Below are 13,906 nucleotides of genomic sequence, written 5' to 3'. Positions count from 1 at the left end.
ATTCTCAAGTTTCGTTGACGACTAAAAACACTTTTTAAGATCTTTCGCCTGAATAAGAAATTCCAACGTTCGGCAGCGAACGCTGGGCTTTCGTCAGACGCATATTTTTTACGCCGTCGGTGCAGGGATTTTCACTGACGCGGAATATCCGGCCGGTTTGTCAGTCACTTCGACTTGTCCGTGAATCCGCGCCTGATGACCGTCCGCGAACATGTAGTAGGGGAATGGACGGGCCGGTTCGGACGCGGCGTCGAGCCGCGCGATCAGTTCCGGCGCCAGCGTGAAGTCGAGCGAGCCGAGCGACTCCTGCAACTGCTCCGGCCGCGTCGCGCCGACGATGATGCTCGACACGCCGCGCTTCTGATGCAGCCAGTTCAGCGCAACTTGCGCCATCGGCCGGCCGGCGAGATGGGCGACCGACTCCAGTTCCGCCACGATGCGGAAGTTGCGCTCGGTCAGTTTGTCGAATCCCGGCGGCGGCGCGCCGGCCATGCTCGCGAGACGTCCGTCGCCGGAAAAGCCGCCTGCCGCGCCGCTTTGCGAAGGCCGGTATTTGCCGGACAGCACGCCCATGCCGAGCGGGCTCCACGGCACGAGTCCCATGCCGAGATTGGCGGCGAGATCGGCGAACTCATTCTCCGCGTTGCGTTCGATCAGCGAGTACTCGAGTTGCATGGCAGCGACCGGCTCGAAGCCGCGCCAGTCGGCGAGCGTCTGCGCGCGCCCGGCGAACCAGGCGGGAGTATCCGACAAACCGACATAACGGATTTTGCCGGCGCGCACGGCGTCGTCCATGGCGCGCATCACTTCTTCCACCGGCGTGACGCGGTCCCACGTGTGCAGGTAGTACAGGTCGATATAGTCGGTGCCGAGCCGCTTGAGCGAACCGTCGAGCGCGCGCACTAAATTCTTGCGATGGTTGCCGCCTGCGTTCGGGTTGCCGGTCTCGGCGTTGTAGCCGTATTTGGTCGCGATCACGAGCCGCTCGCGCAGGCCGCGCGCCGCGACGAACTTGCCCAGCCATTTTTCGCTGGTGCCTTCCGTATAGAGGTCGGCGGTATCGACGAAATTGCCGCCGGCATCCCCGTACAGATCGAACAGCCGTTGTGCGGACTTTTCCTCGGCGCCCCAGCCCCATTCCGTACCGAAGGTCATCGTGCCGAGCGCGATCGGGCTGACGCGCAAGCCTGAGCGGCCGAGCAGGGTATAGCGGTTCATCGTCATGTCAGTCTCCTTGAGCGGTGCGCTACGAAAAATTGAATCGACGGCCCTATCGTGCGCCTATTCTTTTCGTGGAAAAATGCCGGTTGTCTGCAAGGATTGTGAAGTCGGACTTAATAATGGGGGCCGCGATGGATTCTGCGCAACTGCCGGCATTGATGGGGTTCGTGAGCGTGGCGCGTCACGGCAGCTTCACGCACGCGGCCGCCGAGACCGGCGTGACGGCTTCGGCGCTGTCGCAAAACATCCGCTCGCTCGAGACCCAGTTGAATGTGCGTTTGTTCAACCGGACCACGCGGCGCGTGGCGCTGACCGAAGCCGGCGCGCAGTTTCTCGCTCGCGTGCGGCCGGCGCTGGGCGAACTCGAAGCCGCCTTCGAGGCGCTCGACGAAACCCGCGACCAGCCCGCCGGCAATTTGCGTATCAACTTGCCACGGATCGCGAGCGAGTTGCTGGTGCAGCCGCATCTCGCGGAATTCACGCGCCGTTATCCGCAGATCCGCCTCGACCTGACGCTCGATGACGGCCTGGCCGACGTCGTAGGCGAAGGCTTCGACGCCGGCATCCGGCTCGGCGAACGGGTTGCGCGGGACATGGTGGCGGTGCCATTGGGCGGCGAGATGCGCATTGCAGTGGCGGGCGCGCCGGCCTATTTCGAGCGCTATGCGCCGCCCGCGACGCCAGCCGATCTCGCCGCGCATGACTGCCTGCGCTACCGCTTCACGTCGAGCGGCGGCATCTATCGATGGGAGTTCGCGCCACCCGACGATCCGGCGCGTGTGTTCGAGGTCGAGACGCGCGGCGCGCTCGTCACCAACGACCTGCGCACGATGGTGCAAGCCGCGGAGCAGGGCGTGGGTCTGCTGCACGTAATCGAGGACTACATACGCGAGCAACTGGACGATGGCCGCCTCGCGCGCGTACTCGACGCATGGTGTCCCAGCTTTCCCGGTTTCTATCTCTACACGGCGAGCCGCGCGCAAATGCCGCTCAAACTGCGCGCGTTTATCGACTTCCTGAAAGAAAAGCGCAGCGTTCGCTAGCGCACCCGCTTCCTTCTTTCACACTACGAGGAGCTGGCGCAGATACTCGGCGGTGCGGCTTTCCTTCGCGCGCACGATCTCAGACGGCGTGCCGCTCGCCACGATCTTGCCGCCTGCGTCGCCGGCGCCCGGGCCGACGTCGACGACCCAGTCGCTTTGCGAGGCCACCCGCATGTCGTGCTCGACCACGACGACAGTATTGCCGGCATCCACGAGTCCCTGAAGTTGCACCATCAGCCGGTCGACGTCGGCGGGATGCAGGCCGGTGGTCGGTTCGTCGAGGATATACAGCGTGTCGCCCCGTTGTGCGCGTTGCAGTTCCGTGGCGAGCTTGATGCGCTGAGCTTCACCGCCGGACAATTCGGTGGCCGGCTGACCGAGCCGCAGGTAGCCGAGGCCGATGTCGCGCAGCACTTTCAGCGCGCGCATCACGCTGGCATCGTCGGCGAAGAAATCGCATGCGGCGTCGACGGTCAGGCCGAGCACCTCGGCGATGTTCTTATCGCGCCATGTGACTTCCAGCGTCTGCGTGTTGTAGCGCGTGCCGTGACAGGTCGAGCAGGGCGCATAGACGCTCGGCAGAAATAGCAGTTCGACGCTGACGAAGCCTTCGCCTTCGCACGTCGGGCAACGGCCTTGCGCCACGTTGAACGAGAAGCGGCCCGCGCTGTAGCGGCGCTTGCGGGCGAGCGGCGTGTCGGCGAACAGCTTGCGCACGTGGTCGAAGAGGCCCGTGTAGGTGGCCAGGTTGGAGCGCGGCGTGCGGCCGATCGGTTTCTGATCGACGCGCACGAGCCGCCGCAGCGCGTCCATGCCTTCGACGATGCGGCCGCCGGTCGGCGCGCTCGCGGCGGCAAGCAACGGATCCTGCTCGTCGTCGTCGGGATTTTCGAAGACGCGTCCGAGGTGGCTGGCGACCAGTTCCGGCAGCGCCTGGCTCACGAGGCTCGATTTGCCCGAACCCGACACGCCCGTGACGGCGGTCAGGCAGCCGAGTGGAAACGCGGCGTCCAGCCCGTGCAGATTGTTGCGCGTGATGCCGGCGAGCCTCAACCAGCCGGCCGGTTTGCGCGTCGCGCGTGCGACCGGCGCAGGCGGCGCGAATAGATGCCGGCGCGTATGCGACGCTTCGACCTTCGCGAGGCCGGCGGGCGGCCCGCTATAAACCACATGGCCGCCTGCTTCCCCGGCTGCGGGACCGACATCGACGAGCCAGTCGGCGCGCCGCATCATCTGCAAATCGTGTTCGACGACGAACAGCGAATTGCCCGCGGCCTTCAGGCTCTGCAGCGCGCTGAAGAGTGCTTCGCCATCCGCGGGATGCAGTCCGGCTGATGGTTCGTCGAGCACATATACGACGCCGAACAGCTGCGACGACAACTGCGTGGCGAGTCGCAAGCGCTGCAATTCACCGGATGACAGCGTGGGCGTGCTGCGCTCTAGCGCGAGATAGCCCAGACCTAGATCGACCAGTGTCGTTATGCGCTCGAGCAACTCGGCTGCGATGCGTTGCGCGGCAACGCGTTTTTCCGCGGACAGGTTGGGCGTGCGCCGTACGTCAGGCGCGGCTTTATGCGCGGAACCGCCGGAGGCGACCCGTTTGTCGACGGCATCGCGCATAGCATTCTTGCTGAGCACGCTGCCTTTGGCCGCGTCTTTGCCCGCATGTGCGATATCCGGCTCGGGCCACTCGCCGCGCGCGATCGGTTCGAGCATCTCGGCGAGTCTGGCTAGCGGCAACTGGGCGAACTCGCCGATATCGAGCCCGGCGAACTTCACCGACAGCGCTTCCTTCTTGAGCCGCTTGCCATGACAGGTCGGACAGACGCTGCCGATCATGAACCGCGACACGCGTTTTTTCATCAACTCGCTTTGGGTGTTGGCGAACGTATGCAGCACGTAGCGGCGCGCACCTGTGAAGGTGCCTTGATAGCTCGGCTCGTCCTGGCGCTTGAGCGCGGCGCGGGTTTCCTTCGGCGTGAGGCCGGCGTAGACGGGCACGGTCGGCTGTTCGTCGGTGAAGAGAATCCAGTCGCGGTCTTTCTTCGGTAAATCGCGCCACGGTTTATCGACGTCGTAGCCGAGCGTCACCAGAATGTCGCGCAGATTTTGTCCGTGCCAGGCGGGCGGCCATGCAGCGATTGCGCGCTCGCGAATGGTCAGCGATTCGTCCGGCACCATCGATTTTTCCGTGACCTCGTACACGCGGCCGAGTCCATGGCAAGTCGGACAGGCACCTTGCACCGTGTTCGGCGAGAAATCCTCGGCGAACAGCATGGGTTGCTTCGGTGGATAGTCGCCAGTGCGTGAATAGAGCATCCGCACGAGACTCGACAGCGTGGTCACGCTGCCGACCGACGAGCGCGCGCTCGGCGTGCCGCGCTGTTGCTGCAACGCGACCGCGGGCGGCAGGCCCTCGATGGCGTCCACTTCGGGCACGCCGACCTGTTCGATCAGGCGCCGCGCATATGGTGCGACCGATTCGAAATAGCGCCGCTGCGCTTCGGCGTACAACGTGCCGAATGCCAGCGACGATTTGCCCGAGCCGGATACGCCGGTAAAGACGACCAGCGCATCACGCGGAATCTGCACGTCGATGTTTTTCAGATTGTGTTCGCGAGCGCCGCGCACACGCACGAAGCCGGTGAAGGCGGGTGCGTCGGGCGGCGGCGACGTCGAGCGGGCTTTGTTGCGGCTAGTGTCCATATCGATGGTAGGTGTGAGCATCGCCCGACGCTTCAGGCGAATATTGGTGAAGTTGCACGGAGCATGCCCGACGATGAAACGGCGATGATGCCAGTGAAGGCGGAGCACGCGCACTCCGTCAACCCCGAAATCGTCGCCTATCGTTGATAGCGATTATCCGCGCCCAGAGTGCGGTGGGTAACGGACGCGCCACGGCGGGCGCGGAAGATGGCAGTCTTCGCCCCTCAGAGAGTTCGCCATGGAAAACGCCGTGTACTGGAAAGGTCGTCAGGTCGGAATCGAGTGTGACGGCCGGATTTTGTGGTTCTCGTCGGCACCGCAGGAAGCGGTCGCCGCCTATGGCACTCAGCAGCCAGAGCCGGCCCGCGCGGAAAATTCCGTGGTGGCACGCAACCTCGGCGTGACAGCGCAATTCGATCGGCCAGGTTTTCGTGAATGAGCCGTAGCGCGGTTTGCATGAGGCGGCTTTTGCGCGGACGCGGCCAAAGCATGCTCAGAAAAGCAAAAAGCCCAGTCGCGAGGACTGGGCTTTTTGCTTGCATCTTGATGGTGCCGGAAAGAGGAATCGAACCCCCGACCTTCGCATTACGAATGCGCTGCTCTACCGTCTGAGCTATTCCGGCATCAGGAGAAACGAGATTATAGGGACTTCTTAATCAGCTTGGCAAGCCCCTGAACTCACTTTTTTGTTTCGAGATGGTAGCGTGTAACCCGGTCCACCTCGTTCTTCGAGCCGAGGAACACTGCGACGCGTTCATGGAGGCTTTTCGGCTGAATGTCCAGAATGCGCTTCTCGCCGTTGGTCGCGGCGCCGCCCGCCTGCTCGACGATGAAGGCCATGGGATTCGCCTCGTACATCAGGCGCAGCTTGCCCGGCTTGTCTGGCGTGCGCTTGTCGGCCGGATACATGAAAATGCCGCCGCGATTCAGGATACGGTGCACGTCCGCCACCATGGAGGCGATCCAGCGCATGTTGAAGTCGCTTTGGCGCGAACCGTCCTTGCCAGCCTTCAATTCGCCGATGTACTGCTCGACCGGCGGATACCAGTGGCGCTCGTTCGAAGCGTTGATCGCATATTCACGCGTTTCGACCGGAATGCGCATATCGCTTTGCGTGAGCACCCACGAGCCGAGTTCGCGGTCGAGCGTGAAGCAGTTCACGCCATTGCCGGTGGTCAACACCAATACGGTTTGCGGACCGTAGACCGCATAGCCTGCGGCGACCTGCTGCGTGCCCGGTTGAAGGAACGACTGTTCCGTGGGTTGTTGACCGTCCGGGCAGCGCAACACGGAGAAGATCGTGCCGATCGACACATTGACGTCGATGTTCGACGAGCCGTCCAGCGGATCGAACACGAGCAGGTATTCGCCCTTCGGATAGTTCGCCGGGATCGGGAAGAACTGTTCCATTTCCTCGGAAGCCATGCCGGCGAGATTGCCGCCCCATTCGTTCGCTTCGAGCAGGATTTCGTTCGACAGGATGTCGAGCTTTTTCTGCACTTCGCCTTGAACGTTCTCGCTGCCCGCTGTGCCGAGCGCATCGCCCAGCGCGCCCTTGCTGACGTGGTAGCTGATTGCCTTGCACGCCCGCGCGACGACTTCGATCAAAAGGCGCAGATCGGCCGGCAGATTGTTGGTTTCGCGCTGCTGCTCGATCAGGTACTTCGTGAGAGTGGTACGACGTTGCAAAGCCATGCTGTACTCCGGGAAGGCTTGAGGAATATTCCGATTTTAACCGTTCGTTGTGTCGCTTCCGCGCTTTTGCGCGGGAACCTTGCACAGCGATCGCGCCGGACATGCCGGTGCGTGGCGAAATTCAGGCTTTGCGGCGCGCCTTGCCGGCTGTGACCTTGCCGCTCACACCGGCTGCGAGCGCGGCGGCGCGGGCGTGTCCGGCCGATATCTTCGGCATTTTCGGGCGTTGGGCCTTCGGCATGGGTTCGATTTCCCGCTCGATCTGCTCGCCGGCCGCCGCGGTGGCGACGCGCAGGTCGTAGGCGATTTGCAGATTGAGCCAGAACTGCGCGCTCGCGCCGAAGTAGCGCTCGAGCCGCAGCGCCGTGTCGGCCGAGATGGCGCGCTTGCCACGCACTACGTCGTTGATGCGCGGCGCCGGTACCCGCAGCGCAAGCGCGAGCGCGTTGACCGACATGCCGAGCGGTTCGAGGAACTCGCCGCGCAGAATTTCGCCCGGATGGCTTTCCGGGATGCTGTCGCCGGTGCCGATGTCCGAGAAATCGATGCTGCCCAGATCGGAGCGTTTGATGACCATGCCGGTCTCCCAATAATCAGTGATAGTCGACAATTTCGACATTCAGCGCCTCCCCTTCGACGAAATGAAAGCAGATGCGCCATTGCGCATTGATCCGGATACTCCATTGCCCGCTGCGCTGGCCCTGCAATGCTTCCAGCCGGTTGCCCGGCGGCGCATGCAGGTCGCGGACGGATTCCGCGGCATCGATCATGAACAGCTTGCGACGCGCGAGCGCCTGCATGTGAAGCGGCAATGAGTACACGAACTTGCCCTGAAAGATTCCCGCCGTAGCTTTGTCGCCGAATGTCGTGATCATGGGATGATATAACGCAATGCGTTAAACGTAAACCGTTAAATGAATACGTTTACTTTCACCCCGTCGGCACAAGTCGAACAGTCGTCCTGATGGCTAACGTTATCGCCGCGCGCGGCGGCGGCGTGCTTCCAAAAAATGCAGGACGAAAAAAAGCCGGCAACGCGTGCCGGCTTTTCGATGCGACCACAGCGCTCAGGCGAGCGTTATGCCAACGCTTTCTCCACGATCTCGCGCACGTCGCGCGATTTCACCTGAGCCGCCACTTTCTCCAGCGCCGCGCGCATGCCGTCGCGCAGCGTTGGCGTGAAGCGGCGCCACAATTCCAGCGAGCGGGCGAGGCGGGCGGCCACCTGCGGATTGATGGCGTCGAGTGCGATTACCTGATCGGCCCAGAACGCATAGCCCGAGCCGTCTTCGGCATGGAACTGGGCGGGATTCGCCGCGCAGAAGCTGAAAATCAGCGAGCGCGCGCGGTTCGGGTTTTTCAGATTGAAGGCCGGATGAGTCATCAGCTTACGCACGATCCCGATCACCGGACGTTGCGCGCTGCCGCGCTGCGTGGCTTGCAAGGCGAACCATTTGTCGATGACGAGCGGCTCCTTTTCGAAGCGCCGGTAGAAGTCGTCCAGCGCCTGCTGCGCCTCGGCGCTGCCGCCATTCGCCGCCGACGCATTGAGCAACGCGGAGAGCGCCGCCGAGCGGTCGGTCATGTTGTTCGCCGCATCGTATTGCGCGGACGCGAGACGCACGGCTTCGGCAGGATCGTCGAGTTCCGCGAGGTACGACAGCGCGAGATTCTTCAGCGCGCGATGACCCGCCGCTTCGGGCGTGGCTTCATACGCACCCGGCGTGCGATGCTGCTCGTACACCTTGAGCCAGTCGCCCCTGAGCGCATTGGCAAGACGCTTGCGCACGAACTGCCGCGCGGCGTGCACAGCGGCCGGATTCGATTCGGCCATCTGCTCGGCGAGATACGCTTCCGAAGGCAGCATCAGCGCGAGTTCGCGGAACGAAGGCGAGAGCGTTTCGTCGGTCAGCACGCGGGCGAACGCGGCCACCACGGAGTCGTCGAGTTGCAGCGGCACGCCGGTGGCGGCGCGTCCTGCAAGCGTGAGCAGTTCGCGCGTGGCGAGCCGCTGGCCGGCTTCCCAGCGGTTGAACGGATCGCTGTCATGAGCAAGCAGGAACGCAAGCTGATCCGCCGAGTAGTCGTATTCGACGATCACCGGCGCCGAGAAATTGCGCAGCAGCGAGGGCAGCGGCTCCTGCACCACGTTGACGAACGTAAAGGTCTGCTCGGTCTGTGTGAATTCAAGCACACGCGTGGTGAAGGCCGAGGCCGTATTTTCGCCTTGCAATTGGAGCGGCAGGTCGCGGCCGTCCTTGCCGATCAAACCGATCGCGAACGGAATCAGCAGCGGGCCTTTTTGCGTTTCGCGCGCGGCCGGCGCGCCTTCGCCGTAGCCTTGCGTGAGCGTCACGCTGTAGCGTTGCTGCGCGGCGTCGTATTGCGTGCGCACGGACACGCGCGGCGTGCCGGCCTGGCTGTACCAGCGCTCGAACTGCGTGAGATCGCGGCCGTTGGCGTCGGCGAGCGCGTGACGGAAGTCGTCGCAGGTCACGGCCTGGCCGTCATGACGCTTGAAATACAGGTCCATGCCCTTGCGGAAACCGTCGCGGCCGAACAGCGTCTGATACATCCGCACGACTTCCGAGCCTTTCTCGTAGACCGTCATCGTGTAGAAGTTGTTGATCTCGACGTAGCTTTCCGGGCGCACCGGATGCGCCATCGGACCCGCGTCTTCGGCGAACTGCATCTGGCGCAGCACGCGCACGTCTTCGATGCGCTTGGTGGCGCGCGCGGCTTCGTCCGTGGCGCCGCCTGCCATGTCGGCCGAGAACTCCTGATCGCGGAACACGGTCAGGCCTTCTTTCAGGCTCAACTGGAACCAGTCGCGGCACGTGACGCGGTTGCCGGTCCAGTTGTGGAAATACTCATGGCCGACCACGGCCTCGATGTTCGCGAAGTCGGTGTCGGTTGCCGTTTCCGGGTTCGCCAGCACGTACTTCGTGTTGAAGATGTTGAGCCCCTTGTTCTCCATCGCGCCCATGTTGAAGTCGCTCACCGCGACGATCATGAAGCGGTCCAGATCGAGTTCGAGCCCGAAGCGTTCCTCGTCCCAGCGGATCGAATGGATCAGCGAATCCATTGCGTGGCGGGTCTTGTCGAGGTCGTGCGGTTCGACCCACACCTGCAGCAGCTTTTCCTTGCCCGAGCCGCTCTTCACGCGCTCTTCCAGGGCGACCAGCTTGCCCGCGACCAGCGCGAACAGATAGCTGGGCTTTCTGAACGGATCTTCCCAGCGGGCGAAGTGGCGGCCGTCCGGCAAATCGCCTTCCTCGAGCAGGTTGCCGTTCGACAGCAGCACCGGATAATCGGCTTTATTGGCACGCAGCGTGACCGTGAAGGTCGCCATCACATCCGGACGGTCGAGGAAGTAAGTGATGCGGCGAAAGCCCTCGGCCTCGCACTGCGTGAAGAAGTTGCCGCCGGACACGTAAAGGCCCGACAGCGTCGTGTTGTCAGCCGGATTGCAGATACTTGTGAGCGTCAGTTCGAACTGATCCGGCACGTTGTCGAGCCGCAAGCCGTGTTCGTGCGCGTGGGCGTGGGCGAACGGCTGGCCGTCGATCTCGGCGCCGACGAACTCCAGTTGTTCGCCCATCAGCTCCAGATGCGCGGCGCGCGACGCCTCCGGATTGCGACGCACGCGCATCGTGTTTCGGACAACCGTGCGTTCGGGGACCAGATCGAACTCCAGTGCAACGGTGTCGATCAGGAAGGCGGGCGGCGCGTAGTCGGCGCGGCGAATCACATTGGGCGTTGCGGTATCGGCCATGGTGTTCTGTAGTGTTGGAACTCGAGCCGGCGAGCGCGCTTCTGGCGCGCGGGCCGGGCATGTCGAGCCATTGTACAAAGCCTCGGCGAATTGTGCGGAGCGAACTTTTTACCGGGTCGGCTGGTCAGCGTATTATCGGGCGCCCGAGTGCGGGAATGCCCGTGCGTCGACGGGGCCGGGTTTGACGGACAAGTTTGACGGACAATACAGAAGCAACTTGGAAGCTTCACGAGGTAGACCATGAAAATCGATCGATGGACCCGCCACGCCACGCTGCTGCTGGGCGCACTGGCGGTGCTGCTTTCCGGCTGCACGACCTACGTTACCACCCAGGTCACGGCCTTCTCAGACTGGAGCGGCAGTGACGCCACGCGCACCTATGCGTTCACGCGGGCGGCGGACCAGCAGAATAATCTCGAACTCAGCACCTACGAGCGCCTGGTCGCGAACGAACTCGCCACGCATTCGTTCCGTCAGGTCGACAGCGCGCAGGCGCGCTATCTGGTCGGACTGTCCTATGGGATTCGTTCGGACCTGGTGACGGTTGCGGAGCCGGTGTATTACAACCCATGGCCGGCGCCGTACTGGGGTTATGGCCGGCCGTTCGATCCGTGGGGCCCGTGGGGCGCACTTCCGGCCACTTACGTGAACCAGAGCTATCCGATTTTCACCCACCTGCTGGGCGTGCGGATTACCGAGCGCGCGAGCGGCAAGGAGGTCTACAACGTGACGGCGCGCAATACGGGCGGCGAGTCCTCGCTGGTTCGGGCCATGCCGTATCTGGCGCGTAGCGCGCTGGCCGATTTCCCACTCGGCAACGGTGTGGTTCACACGGTAAAGATTCCGGTGGGTACGAGTGGCCCGTCGAACGAAATGGTGGCGACCGGCACGGCGCCCGCCGCCGCGCCAATGCCAGCGTCCGGCGCGAAAGTCGTGCAGTAAATAGTACCTGGCTGACGACGCGTCGAATCGGCGGTGTCGGTGCAGGTTAAGCGGCCCGCAGGTCACCCTGCCGGGCCGTTTTTGCTTTTCAGCGTCGGCGGGCGTGAAGCTCTACGTCCAATACCGCACTCGGACATCTGCATTTCTCAAAGGGCACATCCGAGTTGACCGTGCGTCGCGAGTTCAGAAAGAGGTCGGCAAACAACGCAAGTGCCTTCCAATCTGAAACACTTTTTAAGAAAGTAAATTGAAAGTATTGCCGTATTTCGGCGAAATGGTTCCGACTTCAGAATCGGCGGCAGCCGCGCTGCTAACGGGTAAAGGGTTCGTTTGCAAGCTGGAAAATGGCGCCGGGGGCCTCCGCTTACGCTTTTCAGCCGGGCGTCGTATGAGAGATACGGATACAGATGGATACGTCTTTTGAAGCTGATTTATCCGAGAATATTCAGTATGATTCTGCCGACCCTAGGGCTCGCGACTATCCTTCAGACGAATTGACAAAAGGCGCCTAAATAATCGGGGGCCATGTGCCGTTAATCCGTTGAACCCTATTAGAAGATTGGATCGACCCCGGCTGGAGCTTGCCGGTCCGCGCGGCGCGTGAACGCTGTGACGGTGCCGTATTCCGTCAGGCGCTTCAGCCTCTCCTTGCTTCTACGCGCGAACCCGATATGCCCGATCTGCACTGGACCATTCCGGTCGCTCGCTGGTCTAGCTGGCCTGCTGCCGCATCTGCCTCACCCGATATCGGCTTCATCGAGCCGATCGTGCGGCGTCGTCTGAGCACTCTCTCCAGAGTGGCGCTGAAGGTTGCGCACGACTGTGTCGCCCGGGACGCAGTGCGGGTCGTGTTCGCCTCGCGCCACGGAGAATTGCGGCGCACCACGGATATCTTGCGCGCCATCAGCGCGGGCGAGCCGGTCTCGCCGACTGCCTTCAGCCTCTCCGTGCTCAATGCCATGACCGGTGTGTTCGGCATTGCGCGCGGCGACCGCTCCGCGGCGAGCGCGATCTCGGCCGGCGCGGAAACGCTGGGTTACGCGCTTCTGGAAGCGCATGCGCAATACGCCACGCAGCCGGATTCGCCGACGCTGCTGGTGTACGCGGACGAACCGGCCGATCCGGCATACGGCACGATCGAAGACGAAGTGCAGGGCGGCGCGTTCGCGCTCCTGCTCGATAGCGAAACGGCGACGGGCGAGCTGGAGTGCGCGGTGTCGCGCGCAGACCAATCGGACTCCGCGCCAGCGGGCGAAGCCCGCGCAGGCAAGACAGGCAAGACAGGCAAGACAGGCAAGACAGGCGAAACAGGCGAAACAGGCGAAACAGGCGGCAAAAATAGCGTCGTCCCGGAAACCTTCTTCGCGACCCAGAGCCAGGCGCTGCAGCACTGTCTGGAAACCGGCCTGCCCACCGCCTGGCAAAACTCCGGCGCCACGTGGCATTGGAGGTGGCATGGCCGCGCGGCTTGATTACTTCTGGCGATTCTGCGCGACCGGCATGGCTTTCGTGGTCTTCGGGGTGTGCGGCGTGCTGTTTTCCGTGGTGGTGTTTCCGCTCGCATGGGTGTGGCCGCACCGCGCCTCACGCCAATTCGCGGTGACGAGCGTGATTCACTGGTTTTTCCGCGCACTGGTCGCGGTATTGCAACGCATCGGCGTGATGGAATTGGAAGTGTCCGGCGTGCAGGCCTTGCGCGCGGGCGGCCCGGCGATCGTGGTCGCGAATCACCCGACCTATCTCGACGTGATGGTGCTGCTGTCGCTCACGCCGCATGCCTGCTGCGTGGTGAAAAACGCGCATTGGAGCAACCCGTGTTTCTGGGGCATCGTGCGCTCGGCGGAATACGTCAGCAATGCCGATCCCGCCGAACTCGTCGAGGCCGGCGCGAAGCAACTGGCCGCGGGCTATACCATGATCATTTTTCCGGAAGGCACGCGCAGCCCGGCGCCGAACCGGCTGCACGCGTTTTCGCGCGGTTTCGCGCACATGGCGCTGAAGGTCGGCGCGCCGATCGTCCCAGTGCTGATGGATTGCGATCCGCCCGCATTCACCAAGCAGATGCGCTGGTACGACGTGCCGGCGCGCGCGTTCAGAATACGCGTGAACGTGCTCGAGCCGCTCGGCGTCGACCAGCTCGCGGCCCATGACACTCCACCGGCTCTCGCGGCGCGCCGCGTGACGAGCGCCGTCGAAGCCCACATTACCCAGCACCTGTTCGATTATGGATTCTTTAAAACTCGAAATTAAACAGCTCCTGATCGAAGCGCTTGATCTGGAAGACCTGAGCCCGGCCGATATCGACGACGATGCACCGTTGTTCGATACCGACGGCATCGGCCTCGATTCGATCGATGCGCTCGAAATCGGCATCGTGCTGCGCAAACAATACCAACTGACCATCGCAGCGAACGACGAGCGCACGCGCGAACACTTTCGCTCGATCAGCACGCTGGCGGCGCTGGTGGCGAGCCAGCGCGAAGCGGTGCACGCTGTGAACGAAACAACCAGAAAGGGGGAGTAA

At 63.1% G+C, this 13,906-nt stretch carries 12 protein-coding genes and 1 tRNA gene; 6 read left to right on the top strand and 7 right to left on the bottom strand.

Annotated elements, in window-relative coordinates; all coding sequences use genetic code 11:
• Window positions 1-108: 108 nt before the first annotated feature.
• Complete coding sequence (locus B0G81_RS21010; protein WP_134138213.1) at window positions 109-1,224, bottom strand: aldo/keto reductase; 1,116 nt, start codon at window positions 1,222-1,224, stop codon at window positions 109-111.
• 128 nt (window positions 1,225-1,352) lie between these two features.
• Here B0G81_RS21010 and B0G81_RS21005 point away from each other — a divergent pair, with 128 nt between their 5' ends.
• Window positions 1,353-2,264, top strand: coding sequence for a LysR family transcriptional regulator (locus tag B0G81_RS21005; protein ID WP_208328547.1), 912 nt, complete (start codon window positions 1,353-1,355; stop codon window positions 2,262-2,264).
• Window positions 2,265-2,282: 18 nt separating this feature from the next.
• On the opposite strand, the gene B0G81_RS21000 is transcribed toward B0G81_RS21005, so the two are convergent.
• A complete protein-coding gene (locus tag B0G81_RS21000; RefSeq protein WP_134143182.1) occupies window positions 2,283-4,970 on the bottom strand; it encodes an excinuclease ABC subunit UvrA in 2,688 nt (895 codons plus the stop codon).
• 238 nt (window positions 4,971-5,208) lie between these two features.
• Here B0G81_RS21000 and B0G81_RS20995 point away from each other — a divergent pair, with 238 nt between their 5' ends.
• Complete coding sequence (locus tag B0G81_RS20995) at window positions 5,209-5,409, top strand: hypothetical protein (RefSeq protein ID WP_134138211.1); 201 nt, start codon at window positions 5,209-5,211, stop codon at window positions 5,407-5,409.
• Between the two features lie 108 nt (window positions 5,410-5,517).
• Here B0G81_RS20995 and B0G81_RS20990 read toward each other — a convergent pair.
• The 5 genes from B0G81_RS20990 to pepN all read right to left on the bottom strand — a co-directional run bounded on the left by B0G81_RS20990 (window position 5,518) and on the right by pepN (window position 10,440).
• Window positions 5,518-5,593 (bottom strand) — tRNA-Thr (locus B0G81_RS20990).
• A 55-nt stretch (window positions 5,594-5,648) separates the two neighbouring features.
• Window positions 5,649-6,665, bottom strand: a complete 1,017-nt coding sequence (locus tag B0G81_RS20985; protein ID WP_106283319.1) for a class 1 fructose-bisphosphatase — start codon at window positions 6,663-6,665, stop codon at window positions 5,649-5,651.
• A 121-nt stretch (window positions 6,666-6,786) separates the two neighbouring features.
• Entirely contained in the window at window positions 6,787-7,242 is a 456-nt protein-coding gene (locus tag B0G81_RS20980; protein ID WP_134138210.1) for a HigA family addiction module antitoxin, read from the bottom strand.
• 16 nt (window positions 7,243-7,258) lie between these two features.
• Window positions 7,259-7,540: a type II toxin-antitoxin system RelE/ParE family toxin gene (locus tag B0G81_RS20975; RefSeq protein ID WP_134138209.1), complete on the bottom strand. Its 282-nt coding sequence runs from the start codon at window positions 7,538-7,540 to the stop codon at window positions 7,259-7,261.
• A 203-nt stretch (window positions 7,541-7,743) separates the two neighbouring features.
• Window positions 7,744-10,440, bottom strand: coding sequence for an aminopeptidase N (pepN, locus tag B0G81_RS20970; RefSeq protein ID WP_134138208.1), 2,697 nt, complete (start codon window positions 10,438-10,440; stop codon window positions 7,744-7,746).
• 240 nt (window positions 10,441-10,680) lie between these two features.
• Between pepN and B0G81_RS20965 the strand changes: the two genes are divergently transcribed.
• From B0G81_RS20965 to B0G81_RS20950, 4 genes are all read left to right on the top strand, one after another.
• Window positions 10,681-11,382: a DUF4136 domain-containing protein gene (locus B0G81_RS20965; RefSeq protein ID WP_134138207.1), complete on the top strand. Its 702-nt coding sequence runs from the start codon at window positions 10,681-10,683 to the stop codon at window positions 11,380-11,382.
• A 671-nt stretch (window positions 11,383-12,053) separates the two neighbouring features.
• Window positions 12,054-12,854, top strand: coding sequence for a beta-ketoacyl synthase chain length factor (locus B0G81_RS20960; RefSeq protein WP_134138206.1), 801 nt, complete (start codon window positions 12,054-12,056; stop codon window positions 12,852-12,854).
• Window positions 12,838-13,632, top strand: coding sequence for a lysophospholipid acyltransferase family protein (locus B0G81_RS20955; protein ID WP_134138205.1), 795 nt, complete (start codon window positions 12,838-12,840; stop codon window positions 13,630-13,632). Before B0G81_RS20960 ends, B0G81_RS20955 begins: the two co-directional genes overlap by 17 nt.
• Window positions 13,607-13,906, top strand: coding sequence for a phosphopantetheine-binding protein (locus tag B0G81_RS20950; RefSeq protein WP_106283313.1), 300 nt, complete (start codon window positions 13,607-13,609; stop codon window positions 13,904-13,906). Before B0G81_RS20955 ends, B0G81_RS20950 begins: the two co-directional genes overlap by 26 nt.

Source organism: Paraburkholderia sp. BL6665CI2N2, from assembly GCF_004366535.1.
Lineage (GTDB): Bacteria > Pseudomonadota > Gammaproteobacteria > Burkholderiales > Burkholderiaceae > Paraburkholderia.
This window is presented reverse-complemented; position numbering and strand designations above follow the sequence as displayed.